Origin of the sequence: Bacillus sp. SJZ110 (assembly GCF_006715455.1) — a bacterium.
In the GTDB taxonomy this organism is placed as follows: domain Bacteria; phylum Bacillota; class Bacilli; order Bacillales; family Bacillaceae; genus Bacillus; species Bacillus subtilis.
Map to the genome: position 1 here is coordinate 712,459 of NZ_VFNF01000002.1, position 16,046 is coordinate 728,504.

Genomic DNA, 16,046 nt, shown 5'->3' on the forward strand with positions numbered 1-16,046 from the left:
TCACCAATGTTTATGATAGAATTGAAATACTTATTACATAAGGAGGATCGCTATGTTCCTCAAACGTTTAGACGTTATAGGATTTAAATCATTTGCAGAACGGATTTCCGTAGACTTCGTTAAAGGCGTGACAGCGGTTGTCGGGCCGAACGGAAGCGGAAAAAGCAACATCACGGATGCCATTCGCTGGGTTCTCGGCGAACAATCGGCACGCTCTCTTCGCGGCGGAAAAATGGAGGACATTATTTTTGCCGGGAGTGATTCAAGAAAGCGATTAAATCTAGCTGAAGTTACGCTTACTCTTGATAATGATGATCATTTCTTGCCAATTGACTTCCACGAGGTGAGTGTCACAAGACGTGTGTACAGATCAGGTGAGAGTGAGTTTCTGATTAACAATCAGCCGTGCCGCTTGAAGGATATTATTGATTTATTTATGGATTCTGGCCTTGGTAAAGAAGCATTTTCTATTATCAGCCAAGGGAAAGTGGAAGAGATCCTGAGCAGCAAAGCGGAGGATCGCCGCAGTATCTTTGAAGAAGCGGCCGGGGTGCTTAAATATAAAACGAGAAAGAAAAAAGCAGAAAATAAACTGTTTGAGACACAGGACAATCTAAATCGGGTAGAAGATATATTACATGAGCTTGAAGGACAGGTTGAACCTCTAAAAATTCAAGCTTCAATAGCGAAAGACTACCTTGAGAAAAAGAAAGAGCTGGAGCATGTTGAAATTGCGCTGACTGCCTATGATATCGAAGAGCTGCATGGTAAATGGTCGACTCTTAAAGAGAAAGTGCAGATGGCAAAAGAAGAAGAGCTTGCTGAATCGTCTGCTATTTCTGCGAAAGAAGCAAAGATTGAGGATACAAGGGACAAAATACAAGCGCTTGATGAGTCAGTAGATGAGCTCCAGCAAGTTTTACTGGTAACTAGTGAGGAGCTGGAAAAGCTTGAAGGCCGTAAAGAAGTCCTGAAAGAACGAAAGAAAAACGCTGTGCAAAACCAAGAACAGCTTGAAGAAGCCATCGTTCAGTTTCAGCAAAAAGAAACGGTTCTGAAAGAAGAGCTTTCGAAGCAGGAAGCTGTCTTCGAAACGCTTCAGGCTGAGGTGAAGCAGTTAAGGGCGCAAGTAAAAGAAAAACAGCAGGCTCTCAGTCTTCACAATGAAAATGTCGAAGAGAAAATCGAGCAGCTGAAAAGTGATTATTTTGAGCTGTTAAACAGCCAGGCTTCGATACGCAACGAACTCCAGCTTCTTGATGACCAGATGTCCCAATCCGCTGTCACATTGCAGAGACTCGCGGACAACAATGAAAAGCACCTGCAGGAACGGCGTGATATTTCTGCGCGTAAAGCCGCATGTGAAACGGAATTTGCCCGAATTGAGCAGGAGATTCACAGTCAAGTCGGTGCATATCGTGATATGCAGACAAAATATGAGCAGAAAAAGCGTCAATACGAAAAAAATGAATCCGCTCTGTATCAGGCATACCAATACGTTCAGCAAGCGAGATCAAAAAAGGACATGCTTGAGACGATGCAGGGAGATTTTTCTGGCTTTTATCAAGGTGTTAAAGAAGTGCTAAAAGCGAAAGAGCGCCTTGGTGGAATTCGCGGAGCGGTTCTTGAGCTGATTTCTACAGAACAGAAGTATGAAACGGCCATTGAAATAGCGCTCGGCGCTTCTGCTCAGCATGTCGTGACCGACGATGAACAATCTGCCCGAAAAGCGATTCAATATTTAAAGCAGAATTCCTTCGGCCGGGCGACGTTTCTGCCTCTTTCTGTTATTAGAGACCGCCAGCTTCAAAGCCGTGACGCGGAAACAGCCGCCCGACATTCATCATTTCTCGGGGTTGCCAGTGAACTTGTCACATTTGATTCTGCGTATCGAAGCGTCATCCAGAATCTTCTTGGAACCGTTCTGATCACAGAGGACTTAAAGGGTGCAAACGAGCTTGCGAAGCTTCTCGGGCACCGGTACCGCATCGTAACCCTTGAGGGAGATGTTGTGAACCCCGGTGGTTCAATGACGGGCGGCGCGGTTAAAAAGAAAAATAACTCCCTCCTTGGAAGAAGCCGGGAGCTAGAAGATGTGACGAAACGGCTCGCTGAAATGGAAGAGAAAACAGCACTGCTTGAACAAGAGGTCAAAACCCTTAAGCAATCCATTCAGGATATGGAGAAAAAACTGGCTGACTTAAGAGAAACCGGGGAAGGCTTAAGGTTAAAGCAGCAGGATGTGAAAGGCCAGCTGTACGAACTTCAAGTTGCCGAGAAAAATATCAATACCCATTTAGAGCTCTATGACCAAGAAAAATCTGCTCTGTCTGAAAGCGATGAAGAGAAAAAAGCGCGCAAACGCAAGCTTGAAGAAGAGCTCTCTGCCGTATCTGAAAAGATGAAACAGCTTGAAGAGGACATAGACAGACTGACAAAACAAAAACAAACGCAATCCTCAACGAAAGAGTCTCTCTCCAACGAGCTGACTGAGCTGAAGATCGCTGCGGCCAAAAAAGAGCAGGCTTGCAAGGGGGAAGAGGACAACCTTGCCAGATTAAAGAAAGAGCTCACTGAAACAGAGCTTGCGTTAAAAGAAGCAAAAGAAGACTTAAGCTTCTTAACGTCAGAGATGTCATCTAGCACCAGCGGCGAAGAAAAGCTGGAAGAGGCAGCAAAACATAAATTGAATGACAAAACGAAAACGATCGAACTGATTGCATTAAGGCGCGATCAGCGCATCAAGCTTCAGCATGGGCTTGATACGTATGAGCGTGAGCTGAAAGAAATGAAACGTCTGTATAAACAAAAAACAACGCTCTTAAAAGACGAAGAAGTCAAACTCGGACGGATGGAAGTCGAGCTTGATAATTTACTCCAATACTTACGGGAGGAATACAGCTTGTCCTTTGAGGGGGCAAAAGAGAAATATCAGCTTGAAACTGATCCAGAGGAAGCCAGAAAGCGCGTGAAGCTGATTAAACTCGCAATTGAAGAGCTGGGTACCGTGAACCTCGGAAGCATAGATGAGTTTGAGAGGGTCAACGAACGGTACAAGTTTCTGTCGGAACAAAAAGAAGATTTAACAGAAGCGAAAAATACCTTGTTCCAAGTGATTGAAGAAATGGATGAAGAAATGACGAAGCGCTTTAACGACACATTTGTCCAAATCCGCTCACACTTTGATCAAGTTTTCCGCTCCTTATTCGGAGGAGGGCGAGCTGAACTGAGGCTCACCGATCCTAACGATCTGCTTCATTCAGGAGTCGAGATTATCGCTCAGCCGCCGGGGAAAAAGCTGCAAAACTTAAACCTCCTGTCAGGCGGAGAGCGTGCGCTTACTGCTATAGCGCTCTTATTCTCAATCCTAAAGGTTCGTCCAGTGCCGTTTTGCGTCCTTGACGAAGTAGAGGCTGCGCTCGACGAAGCGAATGTGTTCCGATTTGCGCAGTATTTAAAAAAATACAGCAGTGATACCCAGTTTATTGTGATTACCCACAGAAAAGGAACGATGGAGGAAGCGGATGTGCTTTATGGCGTAACCATGCAGGAATCCGGTGTTTCCAAGGTAATCTCCGTTAAGCTGGAAGAAACAAAAGAATTCGTTCAGTAACGAGGAAAGAGGTTAAATGATGAGCTTTTTTAAAAAATTAAAAGAGAAAATCACAAAACAGACAGATTCCGTATCTGAAAAGTTTAAGGATGGCCTTGAAAAAACAAGAAACTCCTTTCAAAACAAAGTGAATGATCTTGTATCCCGTTACCGTAAAGTGGATGAGGATTTCTTCGAAGAGCTTGAAGAGGTTCTTATCAGCGCGGATGTCGGTTTTACGACCGTTATGGAATTAATAGATGAGCTGAAAAAAGAAGTCAAACGCAGAAATATTCAAGATCCAAAGGAAGTCCAGTCAGTGATTTCTGAGAAACTGGTCGAGATTTATAACAGCGGAGATGAGCAAATTTCAGAACTGAACATCCAGGATGGGCGTTTAAACGTAATCCTTCTGGTAGGTGTAAACGGCGTCGGGAAAACAACAACGATCGGAAAGCTTGCCCATAAAATGAAACAAGAAGGAAAATCTGTCGTACTTGCCGCCGGAGACACTTTTAGAGCGGGAGCCATTGAACAGCTGGAAGTATGGGGAGAGCGTACAGGAGTGCCTGTCATTAAGCAGACGGCCGGAAGCGATCCGGCAGCTGTCATCTACGATGCTGTTCATGCTGCGAAAGCAAGAAATGCCGATGTATTAATTTGTGATACGGCAGGTCGTCTCCAAAACAAAGTAAATCTCATGAAAGAGCTTGAAAAAGTAAAACGTGTTATCGAAAGAGAAGTTCCTGAAGCTCCGCATGAGGTGCTGCTTGCCCTTGATGCCACGACCGGCCAAAATGCAATGGCTCAGGCAAAAGAGTTCTCGAAAGCAACAAATGTTACCGGCATTGCTTTAACGAAGCTTGACGGTACGGCAAAGGGCGGTATCGTCCTTGCGATTCGCAACGAGCTTCACATCCCGGTTAAACTAGTCGGTTTAGGAGAAAAAGTTGATGATCTTCAGGAATTTGATCCAGAATCCTATGTGTACGGACTCTTTTCAGATTTAGTGGAAAAAGCCGACGATTAAGAAAAAGGCCCCAACATCTTGGGGCCTTTTCTTTTTTATCTTCTTACTTGATAGGCGAAATGATAAAGGCTGTTATCAGTGGATACCAGTCTTGACTCACCAGAAAAAACTCTGAATGGGATGATGTCATAGTAATGAACGGAAACAGATGTGTAATACGTGTAATACCCAGCAGCTGGCCCCAAATACATTGGAACCTCAAATGTTCCGTTTACATCAGTCGTTCCTGAAGCAGTTTGTGTTGTGTTTCCGACCTTCGTGTCCGCTTCAAATCTTACGGGCGCGTTTGGCACTGGCTGTCCGTTTTGGTCGAGTAATTTGCCGCTTACTGTAATATTGTACTTGACTCGCCAATATTGACCTTGTCCGTAATTGATTTTACCGTATACCCCTCCATCTGTGCTGATATTTGTGATTGAGGCCTTATAAGGTGCCTCAGCAGCGTCTGCTTGCTGTGCCGGGAAACCTATTGTAAACAGGGCTGCCAGACACAACATAAACAATAAACCGATTTTTTTCATAAAAATCCTCCTTTAAATAGGGTTCATATACAATATCGGAATAAATTGGATGACATTTAGCGTTTTTTGGAAAAAGTTAATCGCCGCTTTGACAAGATAAAAACTTGACAGTCTCAACAAAACCGTGTAAACTAAGTTATCGTAAAGGGATTTGACTTAACAAAGGGGAGAGCTCAAATGTCACTCGAAAAGACAACGAGAATGAATTATCTGTTTGATTTTTATCAGTCGTTGTTGACGTCAAAACAGAAGAGCTATATGTCGCTTTATTATTTGGACGATTTCTCCCTAGGCGAAATAGCCGAAGAATATGAGGTTTCAAGACAAGCTGTTTATGATAACATCAAACGAACAGAAGCGATGCTTGAACAATATGAAGATAAGCTGCTCCTTTTGAAAAAGTTTCAGGAGCGTAAAGAGATGTTTAATAAGCTGAAGGAGCTTGCTTCCGGTTCAAAAGAAGAGGAAGAAATTACAGCTCTGATTGAAGCGCTTGAGAAATTAGATTAGGAGGCGGCAAACTATGGCATTTGAAGGATTAGCCGACCGACTGCAGCAGACGATTTCTAAAATCCGCGGAAAAGGGAAAGTCAGCGAACAAGATGTAAAAGATATGATGCGTGAGGTTCGTCTTGCGCTGCTTGAGGCTGACGTTAACTTTAAAGTAGTCAAAGATTTTGTCAAAAAAGTAAGTGAACGCGCTGTAGGCCAAGACGTCATGAAAAGTCTGACGCCCGGCCAGCAGGTCATTAAAGTTGTTAAAGAGGAACTGACTGAGCTGATGGGCGGCGAAGAGAGCAAAATCGCCGTCGCAAAAAGGCCGCCGACTGTTATTATGATGGTCGGTCTCCAAGGTGCCGGTAAAACGACAACAAGCGGTAAGCTTGCGAATCTGCTGCGCAAAAAGCATAATCGCAAACCGATGCTGGTTGCTGCCGATATTTACCGCCCAGCCGCAATTAAACAGCTGGAAACACTCGGCAAACAGCTTGATATGCCTGTTTTCTCTCTTGGCGATCAGGTCAGTCCTGTAGAAATAGCTAAACAGGCTATTGAGAAAGCCAAGGAAGAACATTATGACTATGTCATTTTGGATACGGCAGGCCGCTTGCATATCGACCATGAACTGATGGATGAACTGACCAACGTCAAAGAAATCGCGAATCCGGAAGAAATTTTCCTGGTTGTCGATTCAATGACCGGTCAGGACGCTGTGAATGTTGCCAAAAGCTTTAATGAACAGCTCGGTTTAACCGGTGTTGTGTTAACTAAGCTGGATGGAGACACACGCGGCGGGGCTGCGCTTTCTATTCGCGCTGTCACAAACACGCCAATTAAGTTCGCAGGTTTGGGCGAAAAGCTTGATGCGTTAGAGCCGTTCCACCCTGAACGCATGGCATCAAGGATTCTCGGCATGGGCGACGTGCTGACATTGATTGAAAAAGCACAGGCCAGCGTTGATGAAGACAAAGCCAAAGAGCTGGAACAAAAAATGAGAACGATGAGCTTCACATTGGACGATTTTCTGGAGCAGCTCGGGCAAGTCAGAAACATGGGGCCGCTTGATGAGCTTCTGCAAATGATGCCGGGTGCAGGTAAAATGAAAGGCCTGAAAAACATCCAAGTTGATGAAAAACAGCTGAATCATGTGGAAGCAATCATTAAATCAATGACTGTTCTTGAAAAAGAACAGCCGGATATCATCAATGCCAGCCGGCGGAAACGGATTGCAAAAGGAAGCGGGACATCCGTACAGGAAGTCAACCGTCTGCTTAAGCAGTTTGATGAAATGAAAAAAATGATGAAGCAGATGACAAACATGTCAAAAGGCAAGAAAAAAGGGTTTAAGCTACCTTTTATGTAATCGGTTATACATGATAAAACCGTTGTTAAGAAAAAACACTTTACAAACACTTTTATCATTGTTAATATACTATCTTGTTGAAATATTTTCGGAGGTGCTAGTAAAATGGCAGTAAAAATTCGTTTAAAACGTATGGGAGCAAAAAAATCTCCTTTCTATCGTATTGTTGTAGCAGATTCTCGTTCACCACGTGACGGCCGTTTCATCGAAACAGTCGGAACTTACAACCCGGTTGCAAAACCAGCGGAAGTAAAAATTGACGAAGAGCTTGCTCTTAAATGGCTTCAAACTGGAGCGAAACCATCTGATACAGTTCGCAACTTGTTCTCTAGCCAAGGAATCATGGAAAAATTCCACAACGCTAAACAAGGCAAGTAATGACTGATCAACACTTGGAAGATTTGATTGTCCACATTGTGACGCCGCTTGTTGATCATCCAGATGACATTCGCGTCATAAGAGAAGAAACCGATCAAAAGATTGCGCTGCGCTTATCTGTCCATAAGTCAGATACCGGTAAAGTTATCGGAAAGCAAGGCCGGACTGCAAAAGCGATTCGAACAGCTGTATTTGCAGCTGGCGCACAGTCTTCTAAGAAAGTTCAATTTGAAATATTTGACTAAAAGGGAGAGGGCCGGCACCTCCCCTTTTTTTACACGCAAAAAAAGGGTAAACTGATAGAAGCTTAGGCAAAATAGAAAAGCCTGGGCGAGTAAAAGTTTTAAAAGCGGGGAGCTTGGTGCGATGCAAATTATTCACCGTGTAGCCGTTATGCAAGTCTTAACCGAGCGCAGCAAAGAAAAGCTTTTAGCTTCTTTTGCCGAAAAGAAACAAATGCTTGAACGAGAATGCAGCCAGCTCTATTTTCAGCTTAGAAAACATGAGAAAGAACAGCAAAACCCTGATATGATTGAACAATTTAAAAAGGCAATAGAAAAGCGAAAAGATGATATAAAAATCATCGATTTTCAAATTGCCCAAGTACATACATTGCCGCTTGGCAGTGAGTTGAAAGAAAAGGAAGTCGATGCGCTGCTGACGATTGAAGCCGGGGATGACTGGCATGAGAAAACAGCAGCGAACACCATCGTCATAAAAGACGGAAAAGTAATTGAAATTCGCCAGAGGTGATCATATGACAAAGCGATGGTTTAACGTAGGCAAAATCGTAAATACCCACGGAATCAAAGGCGAAGTGCGGGTGATTTCAAAAACAGATTTTGCCGAAGAACGATACAAGCCGGGAAACACGCTGTATTTGTTTATGGACGGCCGTAACGAACCAGTGGAGGTAACGGTAAACACACATAGACTGCATAAGCAATTTCATCTCCTGCAGTTTAAAGAAAGACAAAACCTAAATGAAGTAGAAGAGCTGAAAAACGCAATCATTAAAGTTCCTGAAGAAGAATTAGGAGAGCTGAATGAGGGTGAATTTTATTTCCACGAAATTATTGGGTGTGAAGTATTTACTGAAGAAGGCGAACTCATCGGAAAGGTCAAAGAAATTTTGACGCCTGGAGCCAATGACGTTTGGGTCATCGGACGAAAAGGAAAAAAAGACGCACTCATTCCTTACATTGAATCAGTGGTTAAACATATCGATGTCAGGGAAAAGAAAATTGAGATTGAACTCATGGAAGGGTTAATAGACGAATGAAAATCGACTTTTTGACGCTGTTTCCCGAAATGTTTGAAGGCGTGCTCGGCTCATCAATTCTTCAAAAAGCCCAGGAAAAAGATGCGGTGCAGTTTCAAGTCGTAAATTTCCGGGAGTACTCTGATAACAAGCACAATACTGTTGATGATTATCCTTATGGCGGCGGGGCAGGCATGGTTCTCAAGCCCCAGCCTGTTTTTGACGCGGTCGAGGACCTGACATCAAAGGCCGCCGCTGCTCCGCGTATTATCCTCGTATGCCCGCAAGGTGAGCGTTTTACCCAAAAAAAAGCCGAGCAATTAGCAAAGGAAGAGCATTTGCTGTTCATTTGCGGCCACTATGAAGGCTATGATGAACGCATTCGCGAGCACTTGGTAACGGATGAAATATCAATTGGCGACTTTGTTCTGACGGGCGGTGAGCTCCCTGCAATGATGATCGCAGACAGTGTGGTCAGACTGCTTCCGGGTGTACTGGGTAAAGAGGCTTCCCATATTGAGGATTCCTTCAGCACCGGACTTTTAGAGCACCCGCATTATACAAGACCGGCAGATTACAAAGGTTTAAAAGTGCCTGAAACACTCTTGTCAGGAAACCATGCAAAAATTGAAGAATGGCGGAATAAAGAATCGATCAGAAGGACCTACCTAAGACGTCCGGATCTGTTGAAAGACTACCCGCTTACAGAGCAGCAAAGAAAGTGGATTTCTGAATGGGAAAAAGAATAGATTTTATTGCATAGGCTATGAAATTGTGATAAGATACTACTTGTGGCTTAAGCGGGCTTATCCGCTGCAAGCTTGAAAACGATGTTCCGCTGTGCCGGTTTTTGTGGCCAAGAGCATCTGTTGGAAGGAGTTGAAAACGATGCAAAAACTAATTGAAGATATCACAAAAGAACAGCTTCGTACTGATCTTCCTGCGTTCCGTCCTGGTGACACTTTACGTGTACACGTTAAAGTTGTTGAGGGTAACCGTGAGCGTATCCAGATCTTTGAAGGTGTTGTGATTAAGCGTCGTGGTGGTGGAATCAGCGAAACGTTCACAGTTCGTAAGATTTCTTACGGTGTTGGCGTTGAACGTACTTTCCCAGTACACACACCAAAAATCGCGAAAATCGAAGTTGTACGTTACGGTAAAGTACGCCGTGCTAAACTTTACTACCTGCGTGAACTTCGCGGAAAAGCGGCTCGTATTAAAGAGATCAGACGATAATGATAACGAACGAAAAGAGCTTGTTACCTGTAACAAGCTCTTTTTTTATACAGAATTTGAAAATGCCGGACAGGCATCGTAAAATACATAAAGGACAACAATGAATCATGCATACTGAAGATAAAGGCGGTGTTCGTGTCACATGACAATTCAATGGTTCCCGGGCCATATGGCAAAAGCAAGAAGGGAAGTAACCGAAAAATTAAAATTAATCGATATCGTATATGAATTGGTAGATGCCAGAATTCCAATGTCATCAAGAAACCCAATGATTGAAGATATTCTAAAAAACAAGCCGCGAATTATGCTGTTAAACAAGGCTGACAAAGCAGATGCGGCAGTTACACAGCAGTGGAAAGAGCACTTTGAGAAGCAGGGGATCCGCTCTCTGTCTATTAATTCTGTAAATGGACAAGGGTTAAATCAAATTGTGCCTGCATCAAAAGAGATCCTCCAAGAAAAATTTGACCGGATGCGTGCGAAAGGTGTGAAGCCGAGAGCGATTCGTGCTTTGATTATCGGTATTCCAAACGTCGGAAAATCAACACTCATCAACCGGCTTGCAAAGAAAAACATAGCAAAAACGGGAGACAGACCTGGTATTACGACCTCTCAACAGTGGGTCAAAGTTGGGAAAGAATTAGAGCTATTAGATACACCGGGAATTTTGTGGCCTAAATTTGAGGATGAGCTTGTCGGTTTGAGACTGGCAGTCACCGGGGCTATTAAAGACTCGATTATCAATTTGCAGGACGTGGCCGTGTTTGGTCTTCGTTTTCTCGAAGAACATTACCCAGAACGGCTCAAGGAGCGTTATGGCCTTGAGGAGATCCCAGAGGACATTGCCGAGCTGTTTGATGCAATAGGTGAAAAGCGGGGCTGTCTCATGAGCGGTGGGCTCATTAACTATGATAAGACGACTGAAGTCATCATTCGCGATATTCGCACTGAAAAGTTCGGCAGGCTGTCATTTGAACAGCCGACGATGTAAAGGCGCGCAGAAATGCGGGTCTTTATTTTTTCTTGGCTGAACCGATACATACAGTAAGGGAGAAGAGAAAGTGAATACATTAACCGTAAAGGACATTAAAGACCGTTTGCAGGAAGTGAAGGATGCACGAGACCCATTTATTGCCCAATGCGAAAACGACCCGAGAAAAAGCGTTCAAACGCTTGTAGAGCAATGGCTTAAAAAGCAAGCGAAAGAAAAAGCGCTGAAAGAACAATGGGTGAATATGACTTCCTATGAAAGGCTGGCAAGAAACAAAGGATTTCGCTTGATTGCAGGTGTTGACGAGGTCGGCCGGGGGCCATTGGCAGGACCAGTTGTCGCCAGCGCAGTCATCCTTCCAGAGGAATGTGAAATACTTGGGCTGACAGACTCCAAAAAGCTTTCAGAGAAAAAACGCGAGGAATATTACGAGCTTATTATGAAGGAAGCACTGGCGGTCGGGATAGGAATTGTAGAAGCTACTGTGATTGATGAGATCAATATATATGAAGCTTCAAAAATGGCAATGGTGAAAGCGATACAGGATTTGTCGGCTACACCTGATTATTTGCTTGTTGACGCAATGACACTTCCGCTCGACACGGCTCAGGCGTCAATTATAAAAGGCGATGCCAAAAGCGTGTCTATTGCGGCAGGTGCGTGTATCGCAAAAGTGACGAGGGACCGAATGATGAGCGCTTATGCCGAAACGTATCCCATGTACGGCTTTGAAAAAAATAAAGGCTATGGGACAAAAGAACATTTGGAAGCTCTCGCTGCATACGGCCCAACTGAATTGCACCGCAAAACTTTCGCTCCTGTTCAATCTTTCAGATAAATCACATGGACAAGGAGGCACCTTTTTAAAATGAACATACGAAATGATGTGCAAAAGGCGTTGCAGCACCTTTTCGGGCGTACAGCCGTCCCGCAGGAAACATCAAAAGTAAACGAAGCGCTAAACGGGGAGAAGCGTCTCCTCTTAGGAAAAGTGCTTCGTTTACTAGGAGATCAGCATGCCCTGATCCAAGTCGGCAATCAAACTGTTCAGGGAAAACTTGAAACCCAGCTTCGTCCTCAGGCATACTATTGGTTTTCCTACGAAAAAAAAACGGCAGAGCAAACAGGCCGTCTTCAGGTCGTTCAAAGCTTTGATCAAAATCCTAAAACCATTCAGGATGCAGCTGGCAAGCTTTTAAATGCCATGTCAGTGAAGACGTCAAACGCAGCTCTCATAATGACAGGAGCGATGCTGAAGAGCAAAACACCCGTAACAGAAAATGATATCAAAACAGCTGTCCGCTGGATGGACACGCTGCCTTCGCAAGACACAAAAAAAGCAGTTGAAACGGTTCTCTTCGCTTTAAAGCGTGATCTTCCCATTCACTCCGAGATTTTGAATGGTGTTCACGCTGTGAAATCACCTGTTCCGTTGCATCAGCACGTATCCCAGCTGCTACAGGCAATCGACCAAAACCCTCAGCAGAGCCAAATGATGTCAAAGCTAAAGGAAGCAGTTACGGTGCTTTTAAATAGTGAAATCGATGTCCATGCAGAACGGCTGATTGATAAGCTTATTTCTTTAACCGACAATACGAAAGCACCTTTTCCGGCGAATACAGCTGGAAGCAGGGAGCTTAGCACACCAGCTGGCTCCCCCGGAAAAGCCAGCCTGCCGATTGCAAATCACACAGCAGAACAGGGAAGCATACAAGAAGAGCCTGTTAAAACAGCAGCAGACATTCCAATTAAAGAAGCCCGCCAGCTGCTGGTGAAGCTGACGGAATCTGCTGAAAAAAACAGTCTCCAAATTGTGAAAGAAGCAGCAAATTGGATTAAAGCGGCTGCTTCATCGGGTGATAGTAAGTCACTTGCAGCTTCAGCAGTTTTACAGGCGGCACAAGTCACAGACCAGGAAGCCGAAGTCTTTTTAAAGGCTGTTCAGCAGACAGCACCCCATTTGGCGGATAAGGCAGATGTTCTTTCTTTCTTATCCAAAGTGAAAATGGCAATCGGCGCAAGGGACGAGGTTGCGTTCATTAAAGCGTTTGAACAAGGAAGCGCAGTCACATCTGGCGAAATGCAATCCATCAAGCTGGCTCTTTCTGCCTTAAGAGCATCGCATGAGGTAGCCGAACCAGTCAAACAAGAAGCCGATCAGCTTTTTCATAAATTAAATGGCCAGCTTTTCATGCAGCAGGACCATCCATCATACAGCCAAATTGTAATGTCATTTCCGATGTTTTCGAAGTCAGGGGTTCAGGACATGACTGTTCTGTTTAAAGGAAAGAAAGAAGCGGATGGAAAGCTTGATCCTTCCCATTGCCGCCTTTTGTTTTTGCTGCAGCTTGATACACTAAAAGAAACCGTCGTTGATTGCTTGGTACAGCAAAAAGTCATGACCATTACAATAGAGACTGATTTCGAGCTGCAGGCTGCGATCGATCCGATGGTGCCCGCGCTTAAACAGGGGCTAAAGGAAATGGGGTACAGCCTTTCAGGGGTAAACGCTAAAAAAAGGGTTCACACCGAAGAAAAGGCTTCAATCGATCAATATATAACAAGTATCAGTGATCAGGAAGTGGATGTGAAAATATGAAAGAGCAGACACCGATCAGAAAAGCTGTTGCTCTCCATTATGACGAACAAAAAGACAAGGCGCCGAGAGTGATTGCCACAGGGAAGGGCCATGTAGCTGACAACATTATCAAAGAAGCGAAAAAAGCAGGGGTCCCGATTCAAGAAGATCGGACCCTTGTCGAATTAATGCGCCATTTGACGGTAGATGATCAAATTCCTGAAGCTCTTTATGAAACGGTAGCCGAGATTTTTTCATTCATTTACAAATTGGACGAAAGCGTAAAAAACAAAAAATAGCTAAAATATTCCCCATCCTTCTTTGAAATTTATGTTTTTAATAAAGTAAAAGTTTGAATGTTTAGAAGGATTAAAAGATTTTGCATCGAACTGTAGACAATTCTTCCAGTATTATTATAGAATGAAAGCGCAGTCTATTTTAGTTTTGTTACATAAGTTAGGAGGATGGGAAATGAATATCCATGAGTACCAGGGAAAAGAAGTCCTCAGAAAATATGGGGTATCTGTTCCTGAAGGTAAAGTGGCTTTTACAGCAGAAGAAGCAGTTGAGAGTGCAAAGAGCTTATCCAGCTCGGTTTATGTCGTAAAGGCTCAAATTCATGCTGGCGGTCGAGGCAAAGCTGGTGGGGTAAAAATAGCAAAATCATTAGACGAAGTAAAAGCGTATGCCGAAGAACTATTAGGGAAGACCCTAGTTACACATCAGACGGGTCCGGACGGCCAAGTAATAAAACGCTTACTTATTGAAGAAGGCTGCGATATTAAAAAAGAATATTACATCGGTCTAGTGCTTGACCGCGCCACTTCAAGAATCGTTTTAATGGCTTCTGAAGAAGGCGGAACGGAAATTGAAGAGGTTGCGGAGAAAACACCAGAAAAAATCAAAAAAGCTGTCATTGATCCGGCTGTTGGCCTTCAAGGCTATCAAGCCAGAGAAATTGCATTCGCTATTAATATTCCAAAAGAGCTCGTGGGAAAAGCTGCTAAATTTATGCTTGGACTATATAAAGCGTTTGTTGAGAAAGACTGCTCAATCGCCGAAATCAATCCGCTTGTTGTGACTGGCGACGGAAATGTGATGGCGCTTGATGCAAAATTGAATTTTGACAGCAATGCGTTGTACCGACAAAAGGACATTATGGAATACAGAGATTTGGATGAAGAAGATCCGAAAGAAATTGAAGCGTCCAAATATGATCTAAGCTACATTTCCCTTGATGGAAATATCGGCTGTATGGTAAACGGCGCGGGACTTGCAATGTCTACGATGGATATTATCAAGCATTATGGAGGAGAACCGGCCAACTTCCTTGATGTGGGCGGCGGTGCAACCGCGGAAAAAGTCACGGAAGCATTTAAAATCATTCTTTCTGATCAAAACGTTAAAGGGATTTTTGTCAACATTTTCGGCGGCATTATGAAATGTGATGTCATCGCAGAAGGGGTTGTTGAAGCGACTAGACAAGTTGGTTTGACATTGCCGCTTGTCGTCCGTCTTGAAGGCACAAACGTGGATCTAGGGAAGAAAATCCTTAGTGAATCAGGATTAAACATTACATCTGCGGAATCAATGGCTGACGGCGCGCAGAAAATCGTATCCTTAGTTTAAGAAAGAATGAAAGGCAGGGGACCAAATAATGAGTGTTTTCATTAATAAAGATACAAGAGTTATTGTGCAAGGGATTACAGGTTCTACCGCTTTATTTCATACGAAGCAGATGCTCGAATACGGCACAAATATCGTTGGCGGTGTAACACCTGGAAAAGGCGGAACAGAAGCGGAAGGTGTTCCTGTATTTAATACAGTGGCTGAAGCAGTTCAAACGACCGGCGCTAACGCGTCTGTTATATATGTGCCCGCACCGTTTGCAGCTGATGCGATTATGGAAGCGGTAGATGCGGAGCTGGATCTCGTGATTTGTATCACAGAACATATCCCGGTTTTGGATATGGTGAAGGTCAAACGCTTCATGGAAGGCAAGAAAACGAGACTGATAGGGCCGAACTGTCCTGGTGTCATTACGCCTGAAGAATGTAAAATCGGCATTATGCCCGGATACATCCATAAAAAGGGTCATGTAGGCGTTGTATCACGTTCAGGAACATTAACATACGAAGCGGTGCACCAGCTCTCAGAAGCGGGTGTAGGGCAATCTACAGCTGTTGGAATCGGCGGCGACCCTGTAAATGGAACAAACTTTATTGACGTTTTAAAAGCGTTTAACGAAGATCCTGACACACACGCAGTCATCATGATTGGCGAAATCGGCGGTACTGCCGAAGAGGAAGCGGCAGAGTGGGTAAAAGCCAACATGACAAAACCGGTAGTCGGTTTTATCGGCGGTAAAACAGCACCTCCTGGGAAGCGCATGGGGCATGCAGGCGCCATTATTTCCGGCGGAAAAGGGACAGCTGATGAAAAAATCAAAACCCTTAATGCATGCGGAATCGAAGTTGCAGAGACACCTTCTGTCATGGGTGAAACCTTAATCAAGGTGCTGAAAGAGAAGAACTTGTTCGAAACTTGCAAAACGCATTAATAAAAAAGGGACAGCCGTCAAGGCTGTTCCTGCTT

General features: G+C 44.1%; 17 protein-coding genes. 16 read left to right on the forward strand and 1 reads right to left on the reverse strand.

The annotated features are described in order from the left end of the window. Nucleotides 1–52 precede the first annotated feature (52 nt). Together smc and ftsY are read left to right on the forward strand one after the other, a co-directional pair. Entirely contained in the window at nt 53–3,613 is a 3,561-nt protein-coding gene (smc, locus tag FB592_RS09285; RefSeq protein WP_014479770.1) for a chromosome segregation protein SMC, read from the forward strand. A 19-nt stretch (nt 3,614–3,632) separates the two neighbouring features. Continuing rightward, entirely contained in the window at nt 3,633–4,622 is a 990-nt protein-coding gene (gene ftsY, locus FB592_RS09290) for a signal recognition particle-docking protein FtsY (protein ID WP_003232026.1), read from the forward strand. A gap of 35 nt (nt 4,623–4,657) precedes the next feature. Here the strand turns inward: ftsY and FB592_RS09295 are convergent, their stop codons facing one another. Further along, nucleotides 4,658–5,143: an Ig-like domain-containing protein gene (locus tag FB592_RS09295; RefSeq protein ID WP_141949446.1), complete on the reverse strand. Its 486-nt coding sequence runs from the start codon at nt 5,141–5,143 to the stop codon at nt 4,658–4,660. 177 nt (nt 5,144–5,320) lie between these two features. Between FB592_RS09295 and FB592_RS09300 the strand changes: the two genes are divergently transcribed. From FB592_RS09300 to sucD, 14 genes are all read left to right on the forward strand, one after another. Continuing rightward, entirely contained in the window at nt 5,321–5,653 is a 333-nt protein-coding gene (locus FB592_RS09300; RefSeq protein ID WP_021479302.1) for a putative DNA-binding protein, read from the forward strand. A gap of 13 nt (nt 5,654–5,666) precedes the next feature. After that, nucleotides 5,667–7,007 carry a signal recognition particle protein gene (gene ffh / locus FB592_RS09305; RefSeq protein ID WP_014113771.1) on the forward strand — a complete coding sequence of 447 codons (1,341 nt, stop codon included), beginning with the start codon at nt 5,667–5,669 and terminating at the stop codon, nt 7,005–7,007. Between the two features lie 105 nt (nt 7,008–7,112). Next, entirely contained in the window at nt 7,113–7,385 is a 273-nt protein-coding gene (gene rpsP, locus FB592_RS09310; RefSeq protein ID WP_003220815.1) for a 30S ribosomal protein S16, read from the forward strand. Then, nucleotides 7,385–7,630, forward strand: coding sequence for a KH domain-containing protein (locus FB592_RS09315; protein ID WP_014476792.1), 246 nt, complete (start codon nt 7,385–7,387; stop codon nt 7,628–7,630). Before rpsP ends, FB592_RS09315 begins: the two co-directional genes overlap by 1 nt. 121 nt (nt 7,631–7,751) lie before the next feature. After that, nucleotides 7,752–8,138 carry a YlqD family protein gene (locus FB592_RS09320; protein ID WP_014476793.1) on the forward strand — a complete coding sequence of 129 codons (387 nt, stop codon included), beginning with the start codon at nt 7,752–7,754 and terminating at the stop codon, nt 8,136–8,138. 4 nt (nt 8,139–8,142) lie between these two features. Beyond that, nucleotides 8,143–8,667, forward strand: a complete 525-nt coding sequence (gene rimM, locus FB592_RS09325) for a ribosome maturation factor RimM (RefSeq protein ID WP_003232013.1) — start codon at nt 8,143–8,145, stop codon at nt 8,665–8,667. Then, nucleotides 8,664–9,395, forward strand: a complete 732-nt coding sequence (gene trmD, locus FB592_RS09330; RefSeq protein WP_003232011.1) for a tRNA (guanosine(37)-N1)-methyltransferase TrmD — start codon at nt 8,664–8,666, stop codon at nt 9,393–9,395. The genes rimM and trmD overlap by 4 nt, the downstream gene beginning before the upstream one ends. Before the next feature lie 139 nt (nt 9,396–9,534). Next, nucleotides 9,535–9,882 (forward strand): 50S ribosomal protein L19, encoded by a 348-nt coding sequence (rplS, locus tag FB592_RS09335; RefSeq protein WP_003220825.1) that lies wholly within the window; start codon nt 9,535–9,537, stop codon nt 9,880–9,882. Between the two features lie 142 nt (nt 9,883–10,024). Continuing rightward, nucleotides 10,025–10,873, forward strand: a complete 849-nt coding sequence (ylqF, locus tag FB592_RS09340; RefSeq protein WP_021479300.1) for a ribosome biogenesis GTPase YlqF — start codon at nt 10,025–10,027, stop codon at nt 10,871–10,873. Nucleotides 10,874–10,943: 70 nt separating this feature from the next. Further along, nucleotides 10,944–11,711, forward strand: coding sequence for a ribonuclease HII (gene rnhB / locus FB592_RS09345; protein WP_021479299.1), 768 nt, complete (start codon nt 10,944–10,946; stop codon nt 11,709–11,711). A gap of 30 nt (nt 11,712–11,741) precedes the next feature. After that, the gene (locus FB592_RS09350) at nt 11,742–13,472 is read left to right on the forward strand and encodes a hypothetical protein (protein WP_021479298.1); all 1,731 of its coding nucleotides are present in this window, start codon (nt 11,742–11,744) and stop codon (nt 13,470–13,472) included. After that, nucleotides 13,469–13,750 (forward strand): FlhB-like flagellar biosynthesis protein, encoded by a 282-nt coding sequence (locus FB592_RS09355; RefSeq protein ID WP_003232001.1) that lies wholly within the window; start codon nt 13,469–13,471, stop codon nt 13,748–13,750. Before FB592_RS09350 ends, FB592_RS09355 begins: the two co-directional genes overlap by 4 nt. A gap of 172 nt (nt 13,751–13,922) precedes the next feature. Next, nucleotides 13,923–15,080 (forward strand): ADP-forming succinate--CoA ligase subunit beta, encoded by a 1,158-nt coding sequence (gene sucC / locus FB592_RS09360; protein ID WP_003244732.1) that lies wholly within the window; start codon nt 13,923–13,925, stop codon nt 15,078–15,080. Between the two features lie 28 nt (nt 15,081–15,108). Beyond that, a complete protein-coding gene (gene sucD / locus FB592_RS09365) occupies nt 15,109–16,011 on the forward strand; it encodes a succinate--CoA ligase subunit alpha (protein WP_003238566.1) in 903 nt (300 codons plus the stop codon). Nucleotides 16,012–16,046: the final 35 nt, after the last annotated feature.